Here is a 23,579-nt window from a genome sequence, read left to right as displayed (position 1 = left end):
TCCTTAACTCATTCAAGGCGCTCACACACTCAAGAAACCTGGTTTTTATTTAAACCTGGGTCAAAGCTGTAACAATGTTTAAATAAAAAGACGTGGTTTCTGTCGCTGTTCTCAACTCAAAACTGAAAACTGAAAACTGAAAACTCAAAACTCCCTCACCACCCCCAAGTTCCTGGCCCTCCCTTAAACGGGCCGACAATATCTTTGGTAATCCAGCCGCCGTAAAAATCCCCTGGTTGAGATTGCACTAATTCCCCATCCACATAACAGGCATCCATCTTGCTCGGATAAAAAGCCACATAATCTTTAATAGCTGCAAAAACCTGATTAGGATTGGGATAAAACCAAGCAGCATTTACTACTTCTTTCGACTCTACCGTCACAGTGTAATAACCGGCTTGTCCCTTCCACTCGCACCAAGAGCCTCGTAAAGTTTTGTGCAAATATTCCATTTTGATGTCATCGGGGCAGATATAGTAGGCAGGAGGGTGACTGGTCTCCAATACCCGCTGAGGACGGCGCGTGTCGGCGATCGTCACTCCATTAAAAATTATCTGTACGTGTTTGGTCGATTCCTCAAGCCGAGGGGGACGCGGGTAATCCCAAACAGACTCTTGACCAGGGCCGGGCTCTATTCGATCGAAGTTCATTCGCACCATCTCCCCTGTAAAAAAACAATTAGCGACTTAGCATTACAATTTTAATGTACCCTTAATCGAGTCGCTGCTTCAGAGCAAACCAGCTTTTCTCAACTCTTCGTCATATGAGTATTCGCGGTATAGATGTTTCCGACTACCAGCCCAATGTCAATTGGCCAGCAGTTGCCCGGGATGGTATCACCTTCAGTTTTGTCAAATCGACCGAAGGTGCAACGTTCGTTGCCCAAACTTTCGCTCGCAATTGGGCGGCGATGAAAGCGGCGGGGATTCAACGCGGTGCTTACCACTTTTTTCAACCTGCAAGCAGCATTCAAGGACAAATAGATTTGTTCTTGAAAACTGTAAAACTCGAACCGGGGGATTTGCCGCCAGTCTTGGATATCGAAACTACAGGCGGTTTGACTGCGACTCAATTGTGCGATCGAGCCGCAATTTGGCTAGAAGCAGTCGAAAAAGCCACCTTGATGCGGCCGATTATCTACACGTACCCCGGTTTCTGGGACAACCTGGGGACAACACGGTTTGCCGATTACCCACTGTGGATTGCTCACTATACCACTGCTGAGAAACCTTGGGTTCCCGGCGGCTGGAAAACTTGGACTTTTTGGCAATACAGCGACAGCGGCAGCGTGTCGGGCGTATCGGGCAATGTAGACACCAATATTTATGAAAGCGTCCGAGAAGGCGCCCAAAGTTATAAAGTTGCAGACATCCAAAGGGAATTAAGAATTAAAGGTTTCTATCAAGGCGCGATGGACGCTAAATTTGGAGCTACCACCACAGCGGCGCTCATCTCGTTTCAGAAATCTCAAGGCCTCAAGGCAGACGGCATTGCCAGCCTCAAAACCTGGGCCGCTTTGATGCGAAAATCTCCCAAAGTAATTGTCCCTCCTCCAGCGCCGACACCCGTCCCGCAGCCGACTCCTGCTCCGACTCCCACTCCCATCTCAGACGTGCGGCTGACTCAGGTATTCTCGTCTTATCAAGCTAAGGCTAGCCAAGATACTGCCTTAATTTGGCTGCAAAGTCAAGTTTCTACCTCTGTTTTAGGGGAATTTGCTCAAAAATGGCGGGCAACTACCTTACCTCAAGACAGTAATTTGCGATTGATAGATGTGGGCAAATTTTATCGCGGTTTGGCACAACAAGACCAAGCTTTAGATTGGCTGCAAAAACAACTTTCTCCGGCTATTATTACTGAGTTTGCACAAAAATGGCGATCTCAACCTACGGGCACTAATTCTCCGATTCGGCTGATAGATGCGTGCAAATTTTATCGGGCCGCACCCCAGCAAAACCAGGCTTTAGATTGGCTGGAAGGGCGAATTTCGCCGGCCATTTTATCGGATTTTTTTCGCAGGTGGCAGAATGCGAGTCGATTATAGATTATAGATTTTAGATTGACTCTACAGATGAATCTTGTGATGTAAAATTTTAGATGGGAACTCTACTCTAAAGATGAGTGTGGGAACGATAGATTAGATTATAGATTTTAGATTTACTCTACAGATGAATCTTGGGATTTTAGAGTTTTTTAGATGGAAACTCTACTCTAAAGATGAGTCTGGGGGCGATCGATTTGAGATGTGAGCTTTTTAATTGGAGATTGACCGAAAGCATCCAGGATACAAGCCCCCGGATTTATTCCGAAAGCAGACTCAGGACCGGTGAAATAAAAAACCTGTAAGCTGTCGCGCATTTAAATTGTAGATTGAGGGCGGGCGGGACGCTAGGGCCCCTACTCCCCACAAGACTTTAAAAATTTTTGACATACCATTTAAATGCCGCAACAGCTTATCCGATGAAACTTGCCCCCCGAATTTATCCGTGGGGTCAATACTTCAATTCTAAAATCTAAAATCTAAAATCTAAAATCGATTGACTCCCCATCAAAATTCGTCAAATCCTCTCCCTCTGTGCCCGCATCCCCATCGGCATCGGAGTCTCGAACATAACAGACAATCTCTGGCTTAAGCTGTCGCGCATTTAAATTGTATATTCAGGGCGGGCGGGACGCTAGGGCCCCTACTCCCCACAAGACTTTAATTTTTTTTGACATACCCTTTAAATGCCGCAACAGCTTAGCTACAGCTTACTCGCATCTTTGACGCCAAGAGAATTATCTGATAAAGTTATAGCGACTATCAAGGTTTTTTAATCTTATTGGGAAAAATCCAGGGCCGTGCCGAGTTTGTAAGCTGCGCCGAAAATAGCGCCTGCACTCAAATTACCCGCGATCGAACATTTAAAACTGAGCGGGCTGCCTGTAACAATTATATCTATGGAAATCCCCTTTAACATCACCCAGTTGATGGTCATGACCGTCATCTGTGGCATCAGCGCTCAAGTTATCGCCGCTTATCTGAAAGTTCCGGCGATCGTCTTTTTGCTGTTGTTTGGCATTTTAGCCGGCCCAGACTGCTTGGGAGTGCTGCACCCGAATCTGCTGGGAAGCGGTTTGGAAGTTATGGTATCCCTTTGCGTAGCTTTAATTCTGTTTGAAGGCGGCTTGAATTTGGAATTGCGAGATTTAGGCAAACTTTCCGGCAGCATCCGCAATTTAGTTACCGTAGGCACTTTAATTACGCTCATAGGCGGCGGAATGGCCGCACACTGGTTGGGAGAATTTCCCTGGCCGATCGCATTTTTGTATGCTTCTCTAGTAGTCGTCACAGGCCCGACAGTAATCGGCCCTTTGCTCAAACAAGTATCCGTTGACAAAAAAGTTGCCGCCTTGCTAGAAGCAGAAGGCGTTTTAATCGATCCTGTCGGGGCAATTCTGGCAGTATTGGTGCTGAATATTATTTTGAACGGCAATGCTGATTTGCTGGTTTTGTTCCGAGATTTAATCGTGCGACTCTTCGTTGGCGCACTCGTCGGAGTTGCGGGAGGTTGGCTGCTGGGATTCATTCTCAAGCGATCGCAATTTCTCTCAGAAGACCTCAAAAACTTAGTAGTATTAGCTGGTTTGTGGGGATTTTTCGGCTTAGCAGAAGAAATCCGCAGCGAATCGGGACTGATGGCAACAGTGGTATCCGGCATCGTCCTCAGAGCCGCTGCTGTGCCAGAAGAAAGGCTGCTGAGGAGGTTTAAAGGGCAACTCACAGTCCTGGCTATTTCCATGCTGTTCGTGCTGCTGGCGGCCGATTTATCCCTCGCTAGTGTGGTCGCCCTCGGTTGGGGAAGTTTGTTTACAGTTTTAGCTTTAATGTGGGTAGTGCGCCCGATCAACGTTTGGCTGTGTACTTGGAACAGCGGACTGAATTGGCGGCAGAAATTATTTGTTTGTTGGGTAGCGCCGAGGGGAATTGTCTCAGCGTCGATCGCATCTTTATTTGCAATTTTGCTCACCCAGCGGGGAATCAACGGCGGCGACTCGATTAAAGCCTTAGTTTTCCTAACAATTATTATGACAGTTTTCGTCCAGGGACTAACAGCCGGACGGATGGCTCAACTTTTGGGAATTACCTCAAAATCCGCAACCGGTGCAGCAATTGTCGGGTCAAATCCTTTGAGCAGATTAATTGCTCGCTTGTTTCAAGAACGCGGAGAATCGGTGGCAATTATCGACACGAACCCGGAAGCTTGTGCACAAGCAGAACGAGAAGGTTTGCGGGTGTTTTTGAGCAGTGCTCTGGATCACAGCGTGTTAGAAGAAGCCGGACTGGATTCGATGGGAACTTTTTTGGCAATGACTAACAACGGTGAGGTAAACTTAGTGTTAGCTCAGCGAGCAGCCGAAGAGTTTGCACCGCCGAGAGTTTTGGCAATATTTCCCAAAGATCCGCAAGCAAATACACCTGTAAATCAGAGTAAAATCAATCAAGCCTTTGTCTCAGATTTGTCGCTGAAGGATTGGAACGAATATTTGATCGACGGCGAAGTGAAATTGGGGGAAACTGAGTTAAAAACAGAGGGATTGCAGTTTCAGATTGCTCACTTACAAGCTTTAGTTAAAGCCGGGGAGTTGGCGCCGTTGCTGGTGGAAAGGCAGGGGTACTTGCAAGTAGTGTCGGCGACTCAGATTTGGCAAGCAGGCGATCGAATTATTTATTTGCTGTACGATCCGACACCGAAATTGTTGAAAAGATTGTCTGGTGCGTCGCAGTCTCGCTTGACTTTGGAAAAGCATCAGGTAGTTGAGGAAGTGCCGATTCCTTCTCCGGTTTTAGAGGAGGTTTTGGAGTCAGCAAAAATAGTTCCAGAGGATGAAATTTTGCAGCCGCCTGTTTCGCGATAAGGGTTTGTATCCCCGATCGTACTCTGTAATCTGCTTGTCGCGATCGTCCTTACTCTGCCTCCCCAATCAAAGTAAATGCCGCCCAATTTCGCGGCTGGGGATGAGTTTTCATCGTAGTTAACATTGCTTGCCGAAGTGCCTGTGCTTTGTCGGGATTATTTTGCAAGTTTTGGTAAAACGACTGCATCAATTCCGATGTCGGCGCATCAGGAACCGCCCATAAAGAAACAATCACACTCGGCACTCCGGCCGAAATCAAAGCGCGCGACAAGCCAATCACCCCATCCCCGGTAATTCTGCCTTCTCCAGTGTTGCAGGCACTCAAAACGACTAAGCTTGCTTGCAGTTTCATGTCGAAAATCTCTTCTGCGGTCAATAAGCCGTCATCGCTACCAGAAGGAGCCATAGCGATCGCACTTCCCAATCCGCGCACATCATCCAGCAATCCATGCGTTGCTAAGTGAATAATCGATGCTTGGGGCATTTTTTGGACGATCGCAGCTTTTGTCCCTTGTGCGCCTGTGATGGCTTGGGTATTGAGCAGAGGCGCGATCGCTCTAGCTTCAGCTTCGGCTCCAGGTAGAGGAGACAATTGCTGTTTGGGTTCTCCGGGAGACAAAGATACCTGTGGCATCGTGGGATTACCGAGCACCAGAGCATTTCCGCGACCGTTGGCTGGCTGATTGCCTAACTTCTGTCGTTGTTGTCGAGTCAAATCCAATACTTGAATCGAGGGGGCGGTGAGAATGGTGTGTTTTTCGATTAAGTAAGTGCCGCTGGCATCTTGCAGGGCGGGAAAAGGCACCTGGAACAGGGAACCTTGGGGAATGAAGATGACGTGGGCATCGGGATCTTTGGGTAGCAGGCTGGCAATGGGATCGATCAGCAGTTGATGCAGCGTCGGTAAGTTGGGTTGGGGTTGAGTGGAGCCAAAACTGCTGCGACTGCGGACAGCCAGAAATTCTTGATTGCCAACGATCAAGCTGGCTAGAGAGGCGTTGTGCTGCCGCCAGAGGGGTTTGAGGTCTACCTCGCGGAAGGTGATTTCGCCTGTGGGTTGAATCACCCAGATGTAGAGCGCAGATTCACGCGGTTCGCTTTTTCCCTGAATTAGGAAGTTGTTATAGACGATCGAATATTGCACCGAAGTATAGACGATCGAATATTGCACCAAAGTGGCGTTCTGTGATTTCGCGATTTGGCGAATTTGCTCCTGGTTGGGAGCGGCGATGACCGAATTGGCATCACCTGACGATAAGCCCTGTGTCAGGAGATCGACAAAGGCACGAGCACGTCCCCGTTCGGCAATTTCTAACGCGGCGATCGGGTTATTCTGAGCCACCCGAACTTGTTGTAAAGTCCTATAGGTGTGAGCTTGTCCTTCAAAGATGGAGACTTTATTCGCGTCGTTGGAGCCGAGCATTTGTCGCATCGATTCCCAAACTTGAATGGCATTGAGGAGCATTTTCTCAGCTTCTGTTGCGTTGCCAGCTTTCAAGAAGGCCGCTCCGAGGTTGTTGAGTGCCAGACCCTCCCCCTGGCGGTCTTGAATTTCGCGGGCGATCGCTAACTGTTGCTGTGAATACTCAAGGGCTTTGGTATAGTTGCCCAGATTGATGTAAGCGATTCCCAAATTGCCCAGTGCTGAACCTTCTCCTCCGCGGTCTTGAATTTCGCGGGCGATGGCTAAACTCTGCTCTGCATACTCGATGGCTTTGGCATAGTTGCCCAAATTGATGTAAGCTGCTCCCAAATTGCCCAGTGCTGTCCCTTCCTTTTCGCGGTGTTTGATTTCGCGGGCGATGGCTAAACTCTGCTGTGTATACTCAATGCCTTTGGCATAGTTGCCCAAATCGATGTAAGCACCTCCCAAAATGTTCAGTGCCAGACATTCCCCTTCGCGGTGTTTGATTTCGCGGGCGATGGCTAAACTCTGCTGCCCATAATCAATTGCTTTAGCATAGTTTCCCAAATATTTGTAAGCGACTCCCAAAATGCCCAGTGCTCTCCCTTCCCCTTCGAGGTTTTTGATTTCGCGGGCGATGGCTAAACTCTGCTGTGTATACTCAATGCTTTTGGCATAGTTCCCCAGATAGTTATAAGCACCTCCCAAATTACCCAGTGCTACAACCTCACTGTGGCGGTTTTTGATTTCGCGGGCGATGGCTAAACTCTGCTGTGTATACTCAATGCTTTTGGCATAGTTCCCCAGATAGTTATAAGCGAGTCCCAAATGGACCAGTACCAGACATTCCCCTTCGCGGTGTTTGATTTCGCGGGCGATCACTAAACTCTGCTGTCCATAATCAATGGCTTTGGCATAGTTGCCCATATAGAGGTTAGCGATTCCCAAATTGAGCACTGCTGCCCCTTCTCCTTCGCGGTTTTTGATTTCGCGGGCGATGGCTAAACTCTGCTGTCCATAATCAATGGCTTTGGCATAATTGCCCAAATTGATGTAAGCACCTCCCAAATTGCTTAGTGCCCAACCCTCCCCTGCACGATTTTTGAGGGCGCGATAAATTTGCAGGGCCTGTTGCCAGGAATTCAACGCTGCTGGGGATTGGCTAGTCTGAAACTGTTGAAGCCCCTGCTGTATTAGCCGATCGGCCTCTAGTTGACGAGCATCCGTAGTTTGAGCGATCGCTCCGAAGAGAGAGTCAGGAGTATTTAATAGGGACATAGTGGCAAGCAGGAACAGGGAAATGGAACCTAGGAAAACATTAGTGAGCCTAGAGTGGGTTGATTTGAGTCGCTTAAATGGGGAATACAGCATAGGATTCTAGAGTTGGAATTTAGAGAATTAGCCCGATCGCTCTTTCTGCTGTCGTCGTGCGATCGCCTCAATCTGCCACAGGCGATCGACCTTCCTAGAAGTTTACTCTGCCTCCCCAATCTCGCCGCCGGGATGAGGACTCAAATCTGAATTAGACGACAATTTTAGCGATCGGGCGATCGGTTTGAATCAAACCATTATCCACTGGCATAGTCAAATCCAACCTCAAAACCTGGCGTGTTTGGAGCGTTCATATCCAGAGCCGTCTGCTAAATATGCTCTATTAATGTCCGCTGGACTTAAGTGAGGATTTGCAATGCTATCCTGTTAACCCATTTCTATTAGCTGTTGTCGTCAAAATGTGCTCAACTTGAGCCGGAGTTAAAGTCGGATTGGCACTCAAAACTAAAGCCGCTACACCCGCTACCTGTGGCGTTGCAAAAGACGTACCAGTTCTGAGTTCATAATCCTCATCAGGAGTAGTAGAAACTATCTCTACTCCCGGAGCAACTAAGTAATCTAAAGGTCTGGAACCCGCCCGGTTAGAGCTATCAGCCATGCGGCCTCTTACATCAATGCTGCCCACTGCAATTCCCAAGCTATCGGCATTACGAGCTGGATAAGCTGGTTGGATGTCACCCGTATTTCCGGCTGCTATCACCACAACAGAGCCTTTGTTATTTGCATACTGAATTGCGTTATTTACTACGTTGGAAGGGACAAACTCATTTCCCAAGCTGAGGTTAATTACATTGGCTCCATTATCAGCAGCATAGCGGATTCCAGCAGCAATATTATTCACCGAGCCCCTACCAAAGGCGGGCAACACTCTGACAGGCATAATCTTAGCATTGGGCGCAACTCCTGTGATGCCAAAATCATTTCGTTCCGCCGCGATCGCACCTGCTATGTGAGTCCCGTGACCGTTGAAACTCATATCCATTGGGTTGTTGTCGCTTCCCACAAAATCCCAACCCCGAATATCATCAATATATCCGTTGCCATCGTCATCAATGCCGTTTCCAGCAATTTCACCAGGGTTCCGCCAAATATTGTCATCCAAGTCAGGATGGGTGTAGTCAACACCACTATCCACAACAGCTACAACAATCCCATTTCCTGTAATGTTCTGATTCCAAACTTCCGGTGCATTTATGACATCTAGCGCCCAATTATTCCCGCCCAAATTGGGGAGAGCAGGGAAAGGATTTGAACTGTTCAAGGTGCTGGAAACTGCTGCATTTGCATTCACCAAACCGTAGCCGTAATTACTATTAAAAGGGCCGCTAGGTGTGGGAATATTTAGTTCAGGAATAGAGGTGGCAGAAAGATTCAGGTTGTAATTAGTAGAGTTGCTTAAGAAGCTATAAACTTGGACATAGTATGTCCCTGCCTCCAGATTGGATACATTAATGACATCGGGGACAGTGCCACTCTCAAGAGAGTAGTCAATAATTTCCCCTAAATCAACTCTACCGTTGCCGTTTCTATCTTGAATTAACCGTACATCAGCATCCGCTCTCAAACCGTCTAGACGCAGGCTAAAATTGCTCCTAGTGTTGAGCTCGAATCGGTAGAAATCGTCCCGATCGCCTAGGCCCACAAAATCAGTTAAACTGATGCTACCATTCTGAACGCCAACAACATTACGAGCTGTCAAAAGAGTGTTACCTGGATCGGCGAAATTCAACTGGGAAGCAGAAATCATTCCTGTTAGCGGATCTGCGTTTGCGATCGCCGATTCTGACTGCGGTTTGAGTTGATCATCGGCGACATCGCCAGTAACTCGATCGCTCGCAGGGAAACTGAAGCCTTCGCCTGCATTAGCTACAATAAAATCTGCTATCTGTGTCTGTTGGTCGAAGCTGGATGCTGTGGGATTAGTCAAGCTAGATTCAGCACTATAACCAGGAATATTCAATGGATCGATCGCTGAGTTGAGCAAGTCGCTGTTAGCCGGAAATGTTGATGGGGCGAGATCCTTTGGCTGTTGATTGAAATAAAGGCGATCGTTAGGATTGGTTGTGGTGATGTCTAACATAATTTTAAAACCCCGATATTTTGATTCATTCTTGAGTTAAATCTTAAGCCGCCCAGATGGGAAAATCATTCGTTCTACCCACAGACTTGATTAAGTATGAGTGCAAAATAGATTGCGGGAAAGTGCAAAGTATGTGAATATGTAGAGTAGATGGTTCACTTCCATCAGTTTTGAGATTGAGACGCGATCGCGAATAAAGATTCATTCCACAGTCCTTAGCGGGAATTAATTCCCTGTCTCATAGTGCAAGTCCTCTCAAAGAGGACTGAAGAAGATAACTCATTAGTCCTATTTCAGATATAAATGAATTCAACTATCAAATAGAAATATTGATCTTCCTGAAAGCGAGCTAACAGTTCCGGTATGCGATCGGGCATATCTTCATATTCCGCAAGATAAGTATCGCTAAACTCGGTACTTACCAAATGTTCGGTAATTCGGTAACACATTCGCAGTTTGCTGTCCAGCATCGGATCTGGCGGTACGGGGGGTTGACTTTTTTGTACAGATTCCGACTGCACGCTTTGCTGTGCCACTCTAATCGCGGACTCCCACAAATTTTTGTTGCGGACTCTTTCGTCCGGGTCGATAATTCCTGCATCTTTCAATACCTCTGTCAGCAATTTCCACAAATGATAAGCAACGTATCGCGCTAAGTAGCATATTTCATAGTTCCGCGCGATCGCATAATTATTCTTGATTTCTTGGTATGTCAAACCATCTAACACTCCTTGAATAATTGCTCGCTGTAAGCCGTTCAATGGTTCGCCTCTCTTTTTCTGTACCAGGTTATCTAGAATGTTTGTAGCTGATTCTGCATTCATAAAGTTACGCAGTAAGTTGACAGTTGACAGTTGACTTAAATTTTAAGCAACCCAGATGGGAAAATCATTCGTTCTACCCACAGACTTGATTAAGTATGAGGTGCAAAATAGATTGCGGGAAAGTGCAAAGTATGTGAATATGCAGAGTAGATGGTTCACTGCCATCGGTTTTGAGATTGAAGCGCGATCGCGAATAAAGATTCATTCCACAGTCCGCCAGGGAATGAATTCCCTGTCTCATAGTGCAAGTCCTCTCAAAGAGGACTGAAGAATATAACTCATCAGTCATCTTTCAGACAGGATTTACGCACTCAGACCAAAGAAACCGGGTTTTTTACCGAATCTGCGGGTCACAACGCGTCTTCTCGAAAAAACCCGGTTTCTGGGCCCCATGCGTAAGTCCTAGAGATATAAATGTCGCTTTTAGGCGAAGTCTAGACCCCCCTAAATACCCCTGGTTGTTGGGGAGTAGGGGTTGACTTTGAATGTTCTTGTTCCCCCTTCTTAGGTCGGGGAACTTTGACAACTTCTTGTCCCCCCCTTCTTAAGGGGGGCTAGGGGGGATCGGGATTTAATAGTTAAACAGCAGTCCCCGATCGCGATAAAAATATCGATATCCAATCCACTATTAATAAAAACTTACTCTGCCTCCCCAATTAAAGTAAATGCCGCCCAATTTCGCGGCTGGGGATGAGTTTTCATTGTGGCTAACATTGCTTGCCGCAAGGCCTGTGCTTTGTCGGGATTATTTTGCAAATTTTGATAAAACGACTGCATCAATTCCGATGTCGGCGCATCAGGAACCGCCCATAAAGAAACAATCACACTCGGCACTCCTGCCGAAATCAAAGCGCGCGACAAACCAATTACTCCATCCCCGGTAATTCTGCCGAATCCAGTGTTGCAAGCACTCAAAACGACTAAGCTTGCTTGCAGTTTCATGTCGAAAATCTCTTCTGCGGTCAATAAGCCGTCATCGCTACCAGAAGGAGCCATAGCGATCGCACTTCCCAATCCATTTACATCATCGAGCAATCCATGCGTTGCTAAGTGAATAATCGATGCTTGGGGCATTTTTTGGACGATCGCAGCTTTTGTCCCTTGTGCGCCTGTGATGGCTTGAGTATTGAGCAGAGGCGCGATCGCGATCGCTTCAGCTTCGGCTCCAGGTAGAGGAGACAATTGCTGTTTGGGCTCTCCGGGAGACAAAGATACCTGTGGCATCGTGGGATTACCGAGCACCAGAGCATTTCCGCGACCGTTGGCTGGCTGATTGCCTAACTTCTGTCGTTGTTGTCGGGTTAAATCCAATACTTGAATCGAGGGGGCGGTGAGAATGGTGTGTTTTTCGATTAAGTAAGTACCGTTGGCATCTTGCAGGGCGGGAAAAGGCACCTGGAACAGGGAACCTTGGGGAATGAAGATGACGTGGGCATTGGGATCTTTTGGGAGGAGGCTGGCAATGGGCTCGATTAGCAGTTGATGCAGCGTCGGTAAGTTGGGTTGGGGTTGGGCAGAACCAAAACTGCTGCGACTGCGGACAGCGAGAAATTCTTGATTGCCAATAATTAAGCTGGCTAGAGAGGCGTTGTGTTTTTGCCACAGGGGTTGGAGGTCAACTTCGCGGAACGTGATTTCGCCCGTCGGTTGAATCACCCAAATGTAAATCGCGGATTCACGCCCTAGTTGTTTGCCCTCAATCTGGAAGGTGTCGTAGATGATGGAATACTGCACCAAAGTGGCGTTCTGTGCTTTCGCGATTTGGCGGATTTGATCCTGGTTGGGAGCAGTGGCGATGACCGAATTGGCATCACCAGTTGATAAGCGTTGTGTCAGTAGATCGACAAAGGCACGGGCACGTCCCCGTTCGGCAATTTCTAAAGCGGCGATCGGGTTATTCTGAGCCACCCGAACTTTTTCTAACATCCTATAAGTGCTAGCTTGTCCTTCAAAGATGGAGACTTTATTCGCATCGTTGGAGCCTAGCATTTGACGCATCGATTCCCAAACTTGAATGGCATTGACGAGCATTTTTTCAGCTTCTGTTGGGTTGCCAGCTTTTAAGAACGTCGCTCCAAGGTTGTCGAGCGCCGTACCTTCTCCAAGGCGGTCTTTAAGGTCGCGGGCGATGGCTAAGCGCTGCCGTGTATACTCAATGGCTTGGGGATAGTTGCCTAGAGAGCGGTAAGCAAATCCTAAATTGCCCAGTGCCCTACCCTCTCCAAGGCGGTCTTTAGTTTCGCGGGCGATGGCTAAGCACTGCTGTGCATACTTGAGGGCTTGGGCATAGTTGCCCAGAGAGCGGTAAGCGATTCCCAAATTGCCCATTGCTGCACCTTCCCCTCGGCGGTCTTTAATGGAGCGGGCGATGGCTAAACTCTGCTCCATATACTCGATGGCTGTGACATAGTTGCCCAGAGAGAGGTAAGCGGCTCCCAAATTGCCCAGTGCAGCACCTTCCCCTTGGCGGTCTTTAATGGAGCGGGCGATAGCTAAATGTTGCTGTGTATACTCAATGGCTTGGGGATAGTTGCCCAGAGAGCTGTAAGCGATTCCCAAATTCCTCAGTGCAGCACCTTCTCCAAGGCGGTCTTTAAGGTCGCGGGCGATGGCTAACCACTGCTGTGAATACTCAATTGCTTTAGCATAGTTGCCCAGAAAGCGGTAAGCAACTCCCAAATTGCCCAGTGCTGAACCTTCCCCGTAGCGGTCTTTAATGGAGCGGGCGATAGCTAAAGTCTGCTGTGAATACTCAATGGCTTTGGCATAGTTGCCCAGAGAGAGGTAAGCTGCTCCCAAATTGCCCAGTGCCCTACCTTCCCCGTAGCGGTGTTTAATTTCACGGGCGATGGCTAACCACTGCTGCAAATACTCAATGGCTTTGGCATAGTCGCCCAGATAGTGGTAAGAGGTTCCCAAAATACGCAGTGCATTACCCTCCCTTTGGCGGTCTTTAAGGTCGCGGGCGATGGCTAACCACTGCTGTGAATACTCAATGGCTTTGGCCGAGTTGTTCAGAGAGTGGTAAGCGAGTCCCAAATTGCCCAGTGCATTCGCTTCCCCAAGACGGTCTTTAAGTTCGCGGGAGATCGCTAAATTCTGCTCCATATACTCGATGGCTTTGGCATTGTTGCCCAGAAAGCGGTAAGCGACTCCCAAATTGCCCAGTGCTGCACTTTCCCCGTAGCGGTTTTTGATGGCGCGATAAATTTGCAGTGCCTGCTGGAACGAATTCAACGCTGCTGGGAATTGGCTAGTCTCAAGCTGTTGAATTCCTTGCTCCACAAGCCGATCGGCATCTGCATCACGAGCATCCGTAGTTTGAGCACTAGCCGGAAGTGGTGAGTGCATAGGAATATAAAAAGCAACAGACAAAACGCAAAAAGCTAGGGGAAACAGAAAGCCCGATCGCACTTTAAGATCGCTGGATTTAAGCAGTTTTAGCGAGAAAGATTTCATAGGATTTAGTCTGTGGATTGCGAGGGTTAGCGCCGTCATTGTCGCTGTTGTTCGATCGCCCTAATTTGTCGCAATCGATCGCTCCAATCTTTCAAAGGTTCGGCTTCCGAACTAGCAAGAGAATCTAGCAATTCCAGCACAGCCGCTTGGTTTTGAGAAGTCTCAGAGGCTTTCCGCGCTTCCGCGATCGCGTCATACCACAGCCCAGACTCCGCATACAGGTCGATCCGCTGTTGGGGAGTTTGCGCCGCTGCAAGTTGAGTCTGCAACGATGCAGCAGGCGCAACGACTTGGATTTCTGCCGCCGCCACGACATTCCTCGAAGGAACATTCGGATCGCACACCAACACCACTTGCCACTGATAGGATTGCCCGATCGACAGTTGGGGCCCATTTGAAGGCAAAGCAACGGACATTATTCCCGGCTGACTCTGGATCTCGGTTCTGTAAAGCAGTTGTCCCGATCGAGCAAACAGCCTCAATTGCAACGGACGAGAAGTGCGATCGGGTACAAACCAGGTAAAAGTCGGATGCCCAGAAATCGTCTGTCCCACATGGCTAAACGGCACTAAGGCAGTCAATCTCGCCGATGAATTAGCTTCGCAACTGCCCCCGCGAGTGGTATTCGTCCCCGTTTCTTTCGGTTTAGAAGGGTTTTCAGGAGGAGTGTATTGTGCCAGCGCTACAGGAGCGATCCAGAACGAAACACTCAGCATTAAACTCGCAAGGCCCGCAGAGTAAACGGTTCGACGCTTCAACTCGTGAGTCATCATCGCAATCCCCTCTGTAACTATTTCTACAGTAATCAACAATACACAAACACAATAGAGGACTACCCGCAAGCGTCCTTTGCGGGAAGGTGCAAAGATATTGGTGTCAGCAAGCCGTAGGGGCGGGTTCGCCAAGGGCCTTAAAGCTTGCAGACCGGTTAAATAAACCCGCCCTGCCCCATGAAAAATCCCCTTGCTGACATTGGTACAAGATGTCAGTTAGATATGACATCTTGCAGCACGATCGATTTGGGGGTTATTCGGAGTCGGGCGGGTTTATTTAACCTAGGATCGCGAATTAAATAACTTACAATTTTAATTGTTATTGTGGGATGGGCTCTTATAGCCCGTCCACTCATGACGGGCTATAAGAGCCCATCCCACTTTCAAGAGTGGAAGTTATTTAATTCTCATTCCCTATTTGCTACGTTTTTGACTGTTGGCGAACCCGTTCCTTGTATCTTAAAAGAGGTAGATTGCGATTTACTGTTGGGTGGGGGCGGGTTTATTTAGATTGTGGGTACTTGTTAGATATTGTTGGTGAACCCGCCCCTACGGCTAATTGAGAATGCTGCAATATCTCATCTCAATTAGCTCGGATTTGACAAGGGTGAACCCAACCAATTACCAGAACCACCGCCGTTTTGCTGACCAGGTTAACTCGCACACTGTCCCCTTCGGTTGATTCGGGTAGCGCCGAAATGCTCCGCCTAACTGTTTGGCTAAGTTCTTTGCAAGCTGGGTTCCTAATCCTGAAGGTTGAAGTTTAGGGTTTGGATCTTCGGTTATCTCCCTGTCTCGATCGATTTGGGCCAAGCTAAGCGTTTCTGACTGAGACGGTTTCCCCCTACCATTATCCGCCACCCGAATCACCTGCCGATCGCCTTCTTGAGTGCAAATTACGGTCAAGCGAGTGGCTTCGATCGCGTGTTTGCCGACATTGCAGAGCGCTTCTTCCAGAAAGCGGCAGAGTGCTCGCTTGTGTTCCAACCGCAGATGCGAGGTGTTCAAGGGATCGAACTGCACAATTTTGAATTTGAGCGTTTTGAGGTAAGGCAGTTCTTGTTCTAGCGTGTTGCAATAGACTTTGTAGAGCAATTCATGCAATGGAGCCTGCAGGGCTAATTCGATCGCACTTCCCATTCGCAAATGCGGTTCATCTGCGATCGCATCTCGTTGCACCGATCCGTAAACTGCCCGCAATTCTTGATTCAATCGTTGCAACTCCGGTAGAAATAACGGCGGTGTGGCTTGTTCTTGAGCAGTCCTCAAAATCCCAACCAATGTTTGTAACGGGCCGCTATGAATTGCATTAAAGGTCTGCTCGATCGCAAATTGACGTTCCTCCAACCGCAGTCGGAGTTCCTGTTCGTGGCGATAAAATAACGCTGCCGTCAAGCCAGCCCCATTCAACACGAGTACGAGCAATACAGGTACGATTGGCACCCACCATCCCAAAAGAATGAGCCAGTAACAGAGCGCGATCGGGGTAATACTAGCGATTAAGAGCCCGATCACAATTTTCCAGGGCGATCGCAGAAATTGTCCCAAACTCATCCCCAAGAGTCCCCAGACCGCAATCCAGAGCGTTTCCCAGCCCTCCCCCCAAACCTGAAGCAACGGTCGCCGATCGAGCACCGCGCTAATCATCTGGCTGGTTTCGTGGGCCTGCATTTCGACTCCGTAAATCCGTCCGGGATTGATACCTGCGATCGCACCTGAACTTGCCAAATCCTTCGCGCTAAAAGACATCATCCCAATCAGCACAATTTTGCCTCGAATCCAATCCGGGTTGACCTGTCCCGATTTGATTTGCGAGAGAGAAAGCAGGCGAAACGGCATTGTCCCGCTGCGAACATTCAGCAAAATTTGGTTCCCGCCTGCATCCGCCCCCACATATCCGCCAGAGTTTGACTGCACTCTGGTCAATTCAATGCTGCCAAAGCGCTTCGCCTCCCGATCGCGAATTCCATTACCTAACTTAATTCCTCGGGTTGCTAAATAGAGTTGTGCCAGCCGGATTGCGAAGGAAAAACGGTATTCCTGTCGATCGTTGTTAGTGCCCAATAAACTGCGACGCTGGTAGCCATCCGCATCGAGTACGAAATCTGCAAAGCCAACCTGTTCGGGTGGTAGCGCGGGCGGAGGTGCGACGGTAAAGCCACTGCGATCGGGCAGTGCAATCTCCACTCCGATCGTATTCTTGCTGCTGCGAAACACCGATGTCAGTTCAGCATTACCCGGTTCAACCGGAATATCGCGGACAATATCCAGCCCGATCGCGATCGGTTGATAGGCCTGCAAGCGTTTGAGTAAATCTGCAATATCGCGATCGGGAATCGGATAAGTTCTAGCGCGTTGAATATCCTCCTCAGTGATGCCGACAATTACAATCCGTTCATCCATTGGCTCAGGGGGACGCAGCCGCAGAAATCGATCGAACGCAACCAACTCCCAAAACTGAAGCGCACCGCTCAATCTAGCCATCATCACAGCGACAATCACCATCAACCCTGGAAGCGAGCCGCGCCGCCAAGTCGAGATATCTGCTTTCACTGCTTGTTCTCGATCGGGCTTCAATAATAGACATCTCCAATAATTCTTGTGGAACAGGCATCTTGCCTGTTCTGGACTTGGTATTCGGTCGAGGCCTAATCAATCAATCCTTGTTCCCTAGCTCGCACTTCCGTTTGAATCCGCAGATTTTTGTCATTTTCGGTATGCACATCTAGCACATCTCGAATCTTACTCCAGTAACACTGCACAGTGCGTTCAGAAACATTCATCCGTTTGGCGATCGCAGTATCCTGCAAGCTCTCGTGAAAAGCAAATTGCAACACCTGCATCCAGGCGGGTTTGAGTTGGAGCCCATTGCGGATCTCTCTGGGTGTAGAAATCCGCTCGTGCAGCGCCCAATCAACCATTGCTAGCAAGTCTTTGATCGGGTGGCTCTTATCGACAACTGTGAAGCCGCCCATGTGATTGTCGATCGACGGTTTCAGCCAAACTAAAGTCCGAACATGGGCACTCTGCACCACAATATTCAGACTCGGATACTTATCCATCAACGTTTTGAGAAGTTGAAGCCCTGAATTCGCTTGCGCCGTTTCGCCGATCGTCTCTGGCATCACCAGATCCACAATCACCAAATCCGGGGTTCTCTGCGCTATTTGCTCAAGGGCAGCCTGAGCCGTCGAAGCCGTCAGAATCTCTGCCTCTGGATATTCTTGCTTCAGAATGTTAAGCGTGCCACCTAACACCATCGCATGGTCATCCACAACTAAAAAGGTTCGTTTTTCAGATTGAGCTAGAGTTTTGGGCATAGTGCATAAAATAAAAATAGTAAGGGATGCGGGAAAATCAGCATCTTGAGTTTAGGTAATCCGTCATCTTCTTACAATAGAGGAATTACCGGGTTTCCGTCCTGCATCTGTCCGCCAAATGTAGTTGTGGATGTCGGCAACGAGAATTGCGCTAAAGCGCAGTTCTGATGATTGTGTTGCAAAATCCGCACTTCATCGGAATTATTGATCTCTCTCTTCTCGAACTCTGCGTTCTGGAGCGTCCTCTGTGGTTAAATCATTCCCATGCCACCGGAAACGATCTTACGCACAGATAGCTCGATCGGAGATTTGATTATATTTCTATTATAATCCTGGTATCCTAGTAAGAATAAGGATAATTTCATGCCAGCAGAAGGTTCGTATCAAGCAAACACGTACAATCTGGAAATTGACGCAGAAATTCAACGGTTAAAAGCTCAAGTTCTCCTCAGTTGGGAAAAGGAAGCGCGCAATTTAAAGTGGTTCGGTTTAGCCGACGGGATGAATGTTTTAGAAGCCGGTAGCGGGCCTGGATTTTTCACCGAAAAACTGTTAGAATTGCTGCCAAACAGTTCGGTAACAGCGGTAGAAATTGACCCGGTACTGCACGAAAAAGCAGTAGCATATTTGCAGGATAAAGGGGGCGATCGAGTAAATCGCATCCAAGCATCGGTTGCGGATACTGGTTTGGCGGCTAACACTTTCGATTTTGCGATCGCCCGTTTGCTGTTCGTTCACCTCCCAGAGCCCGTCGCAGCAGCTAAAGAAATATTCCGCATCTTGAAGCCTGGGGGAAAACTGGTGATTATTGATAGCGACGCGGATCTGTTTTGGCTGACAAATCCACCGTTGTCAGTCGAGATTGTCAGGGAGAAATTCAAGCAGGTAATCGCATCGCGGGGCGGCAATTTATGCGTCGGGCGAAATCTGTGCCGCATTCTCCAAGAAGCTGGGTTTGTTAGCGTTGATTTAGAAGCCGTTGTCAGCCACAGCGATATAATAGGAATTGAAGCGTTCCAACCTTTACTTGACTCCGGGCCCATTTTGCAAATGGTCAAACAAGGGTTGATTTCAGAGTCGGAAATAGAAAGCTATCTGGTTTCGCGGGATGAGTTTGTAGCTGCGGGCGATCGATCTATGATGAGTTTTTGGTTGATGGCTTGCGGGGAAAAAACTCAATAAAATTAAGACACATATTTCACACAATATTAATGTCCCGTCGCAGCACAATCTCTAGCACTCTCGCTACATTCCCAGCTAACAAATCAAATCCGCGCTTCAGCGTCGGGCGTAAAATCGAGTCAATAGTCAACAATCACAGACGGTGCCACTATAATTTATCTAATTCATCTGCGTTAAGCTGTTCTCCATTTAAATTGTGTGTCAAAAATCACTCAAATTATTGTGGGATGGGCACGCGAACCCGTCCCGAATATGCAATTTAAACGCGCAAAAGTTTAATCTGTGTTTATCTGCCCTCATCTGCGGTGAAAAAAAGATAAATTTTTAACCGCAGATGACAATGGATTGACGCAGATTCACGCAGATTAAGAGAAGAGAGATAGGAATAATTCCGATTCTAAAAGATTTAATATCAAAGTTATAAATTTTCATATTTCTGAGCTTAGTAACTTTACACATACCAGTCTAACAAATCCTTGGAGCCGATCGCGCAAAGGTTTTTTGTGAGAGCCAATGGTTGACTGTCACATTTTAGCTTAACCAATCAAGTCGTTAGGGAAGCTCTCGTAGACGATCGCACTTTTTACCAACTCCTCAGCATTCAACCCACTTGCCGAATTCCATTAAGAAACTCTGTCCTAGCCTCAATCCTTGAAGGCATTAAAACGCAGCGTACCAGCAATTCTAAATCCAATTCCGGCAGCAACTCACTTCTTGAAACTTGCTCATAATTATCATCCCGCAACCCATACACAGCCAACTGATTATTTTCCCAAAACCAGACTTCCGGAATGCGAAGTCGCAGATACTTAGCGAGTTTATTTGTGCTACCGCTAGTAATCGTTACTTCCACGGCTAAATCGGGATGCTCTTTTCTTGAACCTATATAATAAGACTCGTCTGGTTCAAAGGATACATCTCTTGCCCGGTCTCTGCGAGTTGCGCTTCCTACAGGAATATATTCAATTCCCCTTTCACAAAAGTAGAGTTGTAGCAAAAAATTAAGAAGACAACTGATTGTCTCATGTGCTTCACCCAGTGTCATAAACTCGATCCACCCATCAAGATAAGTTATCCGCAAACCAGAAGAATCTGCCATTAAAGATTCGAGCGCCTCAAATTGCTCCCAAGTATAATAACCAGGGAGAACCAATCGCTGTTCCGCAAGCGTAACTATTTCTTCTAAAACTTTTGCTGTCATGATTGTATAGTTGGAAGTTAGGAAAAAGTAGAAATTCTCCCGGCTAAAAACTGGGAGATTCTCGCATTATAACTTAACCAATCAGGTCGATCGCACTTTTTACCAACTCCTCAGCATTCAACCCACTTGCCGAATTCCATTAATAAACTCTGTCCTTGCCTCAATTATTGAAGGCATTAAAACGCAGCGTACCAACAATGCTAAATCCAACTCCGGCAAAAACTCACTTCTTGAAACTTGCTCGTAATCATCCTCGCGCAGCCGATAGACAGCAAGCCGATTATTTTCCCAAAACCAAACTTCAGCAATGCGAAGTCGCAGATATTTAGCGAGTTTATTTGTGCTACCGCTAGTAATCGTTACTTCCACGGCTAAATCGGGATGCTCTTTTCTTGAACCTATATAATAAGACTCGTCTGGTTCAAATGATACATCTCTTGCCCGGTCTCTGCGAGTTGCACTCCCTACAGGAAAGAATTCAATTCCGAGTTCAAAAAAGTATGCTTCCAGTAATATAGCGATCGCTTTTTTAAAGCTTTCATGTGCTTCGCCCACTGTCATAAACTCGATCCACCCATCAAGATAAGTTATCCGCAAACCCGGAGAGTCGGCCATCAAAGATTCGAGCTCCTCAAATTGCTCCCAACTATAGTAACCAGGGAGAATCAATCGCTGTTCTGCAAGCGTACCTATTTCTTCTAAAATTTTTGCTGTCATAGGTATCACCATCCTATTTTAAATATTACTAGCCCCTACCCAGTACAAACCAGGCAGGGGCATTCACTCACATTCTAACTTAATGAACTAGCTCGATCGCCCTTTTAGTCAACGCCTCAGCAGTCAACCCATTAAACGCCATCAACTGACCAGCACTAGCAGTAGTTTCCCCCCGCTTCCAAGCGAAAGTATCCCGCTGGCAATTGCTGCGGAGCATCACAGGTTCCAACATCCCAGAAGCACCGCCTGTCACGCCAATCAAGGCATCTCCGCCAAACAATTCGGCAAATTTCTCATCGCTCAAAAAGCCGCCGTCAGATTCCGAACAAGTATCCCAAGCAACATCGCTAGCACGATACAAACGCCGGGGATTCACAACAGAAACAATTCGCACTCCAATCCCTTCTGTTTCCAAAAATGCCGCAGCTTCAAACACTGGCATTAACGTCATGTCGCCGACAACTGCAAACACAACTGTCTTATCTCCTGCTATTTCGTGCAGCACTATTCCACCGTCTTGCAAACCTTGGCGAGTCTGTTCAAGAGTAGTGCGAATTGGCAGCGGCGACTTGCTTGCAGTAATCACAACTCCCTTATTTTTAGCAGTCAAAGCCCACTCATAACAAGCTTGAATGCTGTTAGCATCCGGTGGAAACAAAGGAAACACATTGCCGTTCCGCATCATCGCCGCAAAATAAGCCTCAATTTCCGGCCGCTGGTGCGTCCAACCATTGCGGCCTTGTTCCAATGCACCCGCTGTAAATAAAGTGACAGTTGCCGGAGTTGGACGGCGCAATTCTGCCATTGCTTGGGTTACAGTTTGCCAAATTGGTAAACCGTTGATGGCAAAAGATTCGTAGGAACACCACAAACTCCGCGCTCCAAATAGCGATAAACCTACCGCTAAACCAGCGCAAGCATCTTCGCTCAAAGGTTCGTAAACTTGACCGTTGGGCGATTGATTGTACAGGTCATCTGTCGTTGGGTGAATAATCTTTAGAGCTTGGTTGATATTGGCAATTGCCGATGCTTCGTTGCCGTCAGCATTAGTCACAAGAAAAGTCCGATCGCACTCGCCGACTTTCCCTACCAAACGTCCCATTGCTGTTGTCGAAATCTTCGGTTCTCCCCCAACGGCAAATTCTTCTAAAGGCAATTCGCCTAAATCTGCCAGCGGCAATGTAAACTCAGTCACAACTGTTTTCGCCGCCGGCCCGCCGCCCGCACGCTCGCAATTTGTCCGCACCAATTGCCAAGCAGCAGCAGTTAAAGCGCGCTCTTTTAAAGCACTGACAATGTGCGGAGCATCCAGCGTATCTTTCGGATAAAGGTTGTGAGATTTTGCTCCGCGCGCGTGGACGCCGGCACCTTTCAACTGTTTGATAATAAACGCAGTTAATTTGCCGCCGAGAGCAGATTTTGCCGCTTTGTCTACTCCTTGTAAAACAGCTTTGGTAAATGCCATCCGCTGTTCGAGCGAAAAAGCAGTGCTGTCCACATAATCTTCCGGTTGATTTTTATCGTCAAATTCCTTAGCATCAACTAAGATAACTTCTTCAAAACCGTTGCCTTGCCAATAAGCAATCATTTCAGCATTAGTTTTAGTCGAAACCATGCTGTGATGTTCCTGAGAATATCCGTTCCAAACCAACACAGGCAAAAAGTTAGTAACACTCGGATAAGCAGTGTGGAAATGCGCCATACTGCTCATCGGATAGGGTTCGCCCATGCCGCCGTCGCCCATTGTGAAAGCAAACAGTTTTTCGCGGTGCAAAAGCGCTCCCGCCATTGCGAAATGCTGCCCTTGTCCGAGGGGGCCGGCCGGTGCTAAAAGGCCGGGAATGAAACCGGAAAGATGTCCTAACAAACCGTCTTTTTCTCGGAATTTATCGCGTACTTGCTGCACGTTAACAATTCCCATATCCTCCAAAGATCGATCGAGAAACATGGCGCTGTAAAAGCCGGGGGCGTGATGGCCGACTTCGGTGACAATGTTTTTGTGTCCGAGCATCACCAAAGCGGCATAGGCCTCAGCTTGGCTAGCAAAACCCCCCGGATGTCCCGATGCCTTGCTAGCGGTGACTTGTAGCGTCAGGTAGCGCAGGGCGTCTGCTCCCAGCATCGTTTGAAAGACGGCGACGGGATCGGCAGAATCGGCGATCGACTTGCTCCCCTCGGCGATCGCAGGTGTTTTCCCATAAGTATCAAAACCAGGGACTGTTTCAGAAAAATATTGAATGCCTTCGCAAAAAGCGGGCGTTGTTGACGTTGCCTGCGGGGTAGTTGCTGTCATGCTTGATACCGGAAAAATTTGAATTGGATTAATATAATAGTAATTTTATAGCTTCCGTGTTCCAAAAAATCATGAGTTCTATTAAGCTGTTGCG

Annotated in this window: 17 protein-coding genes; 4 read left to right on the top strand and 13 right to left on the bottom strand. The window is 47.8% G+C overall.

Features of this window, described 5'->3' with window-relative positions; translation table 11 throughout:
* Window positions 1–155: 155 nt before the first annotated feature.
* Complete coding sequence (locus QUA88_RS07330; protein ID WP_333203908.1) at window positions 156–650, bottom strand: DUF427 domain-containing protein; 495 nt, start codon at window positions 648–650, stop codon at window positions 156–158.
* A gap of 113 nt (window positions 651–763) precedes the next feature.
* On the opposite strand from QUA88_RS07330, the gene QUA88_RS07325 reads away from it, so the two are divergent.
* Window positions 764–2,044 carry a GH25 family lysozyme gene (locus QUA88_RS07325; protein WP_333271041.1) on the top strand — a complete coding sequence of 427 codons (1,281 nt, stop codon included), beginning with the start codon at window positions 764–766 and terminating at the stop codon, window positions 2,042–2,044.
* A 775-nt stretch (window positions 2,045–2,819) separates the two neighbouring features.
* On the opposite strand, the gene QUA88_RS07320 is transcribed toward QUA88_RS07325, so the two are convergent.
* Window positions 2,820–2,978, bottom strand: coding sequence for a hypothetical protein (locus QUA88_RS07320; protein WP_333234130.1), 159 nt, complete (start codon window positions 2,976–2,978; stop codon window positions 2,820–2,822).
* Here QUA88_RS07320 and QUA88_RS07315 point away from each other — a divergent pair.
* Complete coding sequence (locus QUA88_RS07315; RefSeq protein ID WP_333271038.1) at window positions 2,941–4,899, top strand: cation:proton antiporter domain-containing protein; 1,959 nt, start codon at window positions 2,941–2,943, stop codon at window positions 4,897–4,899. The genes QUA88_RS07320 and QUA88_RS07315 overlap by 38 nt on opposite strands.
* 49 nt (window positions 4,900–4,948) lie before the next feature.
* Here QUA88_RS07315 and QUA88_RS07310 read toward each other — a convergent pair whose 3' ends face one another.
* Window positions 4,949–7,582 carry a CHAT domain-containing protein gene (locus tag QUA88_RS07310; RefSeq protein WP_333271035.1) on the bottom strand — a complete coding sequence of 878 codons (2,634 nt, stop codon included), beginning with the start codon at window positions 7,580–7,582 and terminating at the stop codon, window positions 4,949–4,951.
* Between the two features lie 105 nt (window positions 7,583–7,687).
* On the opposite strand from QUA88_RS07310, the gene QUA88_RS07305 reads away from it, so the two are divergent.
* Window positions 7,688–7,825 carry a hypothetical protein gene (locus QUA88_RS07305; RefSeq protein WP_333054785.1) on the top strand — a complete coding sequence of 46 codons (138 nt, stop codon included), beginning with the start codon at window positions 7,688–7,690 and terminating at the stop codon, window positions 7,823–7,825.
* A gap of 169 nt (window positions 7,826–7,994) precedes the next feature.
* Here the strand turns inward: QUA88_RS07305 and QUA88_RS07300 are convergent, their stop codons facing one another.
* The 7 genes from QUA88_RS07300 to QUA88_RS07270 form a co-directional block, all read right to left on the bottom strand.
* Window positions 7,995–9,716, bottom strand: coding sequence for a S8 family serine peptidase (locus QUA88_RS07300; protein ID WP_333271032.1), 1,722 nt, complete (start codon window positions 9,714–9,716; stop codon window positions 7,995–7,997).
* A 293-nt stretch (window positions 9,717–10,009) separates the two neighbouring features.
* Window positions 10,010–10,540 (bottom strand): hypothetical protein, encoded by a 531-nt coding sequence (locus QUA88_RS07295; RefSeq protein WP_333271029.1) that lies wholly within the window; start codon window positions 10,538–10,540, stop codon window positions 10,010–10,012.
* Window positions 10,541–10,613: 73 nt separating this feature from the next.
* Window positions 10,614–10,781: a hypothetical protein gene (locus tag QUA88_RS07290; RefSeq protein ID WP_333271026.1), complete on the bottom strand. Its 168-nt coding sequence runs from the start codon at window positions 10,779–10,781 to the stop codon at window positions 10,614–10,616.
* Window positions 10,782–11,179: 398 nt separating this feature from the next.
* On the bottom strand, window positions 11,180–13,999 hold the full coding sequence (locus QUA88_RS07285) for a tetratricopeptide repeat protein (protein WP_333208254.1): 2,820 nt from the start codon (window positions 13,997–13,999) through the stop codon (window positions 11,180–11,182).
* A 35-nt stretch (window positions 14,000–14,034) separates the two neighbouring features.
* Entirely contained in the window at window positions 14,035–14,904 is an 870-nt protein-coding gene (locus QUA88_RS07280; RefSeq protein ID WP_333054781.1) for a DUF928 domain-containing protein, read from the bottom strand.
* Window positions 14,905–15,393: 489 nt separating this feature from the next.
* Entirely contained in the window at window positions 15,394–17,325 is a 1,932-nt protein-coding gene (locus QUA88_RS07275; protein ID WP_333271023.1) for a CHASE2 domain-containing protein, read from the bottom strand.
* A 95-nt stretch (window positions 17,326–17,420) separates the two neighbouring features.
* Window positions 17,421–18,092, bottom strand: a complete 672-nt coding sequence (locus QUA88_RS07270) for a response regulator transcription factor (RefSeq protein ID WP_333054779.1) — start codon at window positions 18,090–18,092, stop codon at window positions 17,421–17,423.
* 363 nt (window positions 18,093–18,455) lie between these two features.
* Here QUA88_RS07270 and QUA88_RS07265 point away from each other — a divergent pair, with 363 nt between their 5' ends.
* Window positions 18,456–19,274, top strand: coding sequence for a class I SAM-dependent methyltransferase (locus QUA88_RS07265; RefSeq protein WP_333054778.1), 819 nt, complete (start codon window positions 18,456–18,458; stop codon window positions 19,272–19,274).
* Between the two features lie 601 nt (window positions 19,275–19,875).
* Here the strand turns inward: QUA88_RS07265 and QUA88_RS07260 are convergent.
* The 3 genes from QUA88_RS07260 to QUA88_RS07250 all read right to left on the bottom strand — a co-directional run bounded on the left by QUA88_RS07260 (window position 19,876) and on the right by QUA88_RS07250 (window position 23,485).
* Entirely contained in the window at window positions 19,876–20,475 is a 600-nt protein-coding gene (locus QUA88_RS07260) for a Uma2 family endonuclease (protein ID WP_333208252.1), read from the bottom strand.
* A 117-nt stretch (window positions 20,476–20,592) separates the two neighbouring features.
* Window positions 20,593–21,192 carry a Uma2 family endonuclease gene (locus QUA88_RS07255; RefSeq protein WP_333054776.1) on the bottom strand — a complete coding sequence of 200 codons (600 nt, stop codon included), beginning with the start codon at window positions 21,190–21,192 and terminating at the stop codon, window positions 20,593–20,595.
* 79 nt (window positions 21,193–21,271) lie between these two features.
* Window positions 21,272–23,485 carry a phosphoketolase gene (locus tag QUA88_RS07250; RefSeq protein ID WP_333054774.1) on the bottom strand — a complete coding sequence of 738 codons (2,214 nt, stop codon included), beginning with the start codon at window positions 23,483–23,485 and terminating at the stop codon, window positions 21,272–21,274.
* Between the last annotated feature and the right edge of the window lie 94 nt (window positions 23,486–23,579).

Source organism: Microcoleus sp. D3_18_C2, from assembly GCF_036702395.1.
In the GTDB taxonomy this organism is placed as follows: Bacteria; Cyanobacteriota; Cyanobacteriia; order Cyanobacteriales; family Microcoleaceae; genus Microcoleus.
The sequence above is the reverse complement of the archived record's forward strand: the minus strand, read 5'-3'. Positions and strand labels throughout refer to the sequence as shown.

Coding starts and splice junctions, on each gene's coding strand:
- QUA88_RS07330 (WP_333203908.1), bottom strand. CDS start 650: ATGAACTTCGATCGAATAGAGCCCGGCCCTGGTCAAGAGTCTGTTTGG.
- QUA88_RS07325 (WP_333271041.1), top strand. CDS start 764: ATGAGTATTCGCGGTATAGATGTTTCCGACTACCAGCCCAATGTCAAT.
- QUA88_RS07315 (WP_333271038.1), top strand. CDS start 2,941: ATGGAAATCCCCTTTAACATCACCCAGTTGATGGTCATGACCGTCATC.
- QUA88_RS07320 (WP_333234130.1), bottom strand. CDS start 2,978: ATGACCATCAACTGGGTGATGTTAAAGGGGATTTCCATAGATATAATT.
- QUA88_RS07310 (WP_333271035.1), bottom strand. CDS start 7,582: ATGTCCCTATTAAATACTCCTGACTCTCTCTTCGGAGCGATCGCTCAA.
- QUA88_RS07300 (WP_333271032.1), bottom strand. CDS start 9,716: ATGTTAGACATCACCACAACCAATCCTAACGATCGCCTTTATTTCAAT.
- QUA88_RS07295 (WP_333271029.1), bottom strand. CDS start 10,540: ATGAATGCAGAATCAGCTACAAACATTCTAGATAACCTGGTACAGAAA.
- QUA88_RS07290 (WP_333271026.1), bottom strand. CDS start 10,781: ATGAGACAGGGAATTCATTCCCTGGCGGACTGTGGAATGAATCTTTAT.
- QUA88_RS07285 (WP_333208254.1), bottom strand. CDS start 13,999: ATGAAATCTTTCTCGCTAAAACTGCTTAAATCCAGCGATCTTAAAGTG.
- QUA88_RS07270 (WP_333054779.1), bottom strand. CDS start 18,092: ATGCCCAAAACTCTAGCTCAATCTGAAAAACGAACCTTTTTAGTTGTG.
- QUA88_RS07265 (WP_333054778.1), top strand. CDS start 18,456: ATGCCAGCAGAAGGTTCGTATCAAGCAAACACGTACAATCTGGAAATT.
- QUA88_RS07260 (WP_333208252.1), bottom strand. CDS start 20,475: ATGACAGCAAAAGTTTTAGAAGAAATAGTTACGCTTGCGGAACAGCGA.
- QUA88_RS07255 (WP_333054776.1), bottom strand. CDS start 21,192: ATGACAGCAAAAATTTTAGAAGAAATAGGTACGCTTGCAGAACAGCGA.
- QUA88_RS07250 (WP_333054774.1), bottom strand. CDS start 23,485: ATGACAGCAACTACCCCGCAGGCAACGTCAACAACGCCCGCTTTTTGC.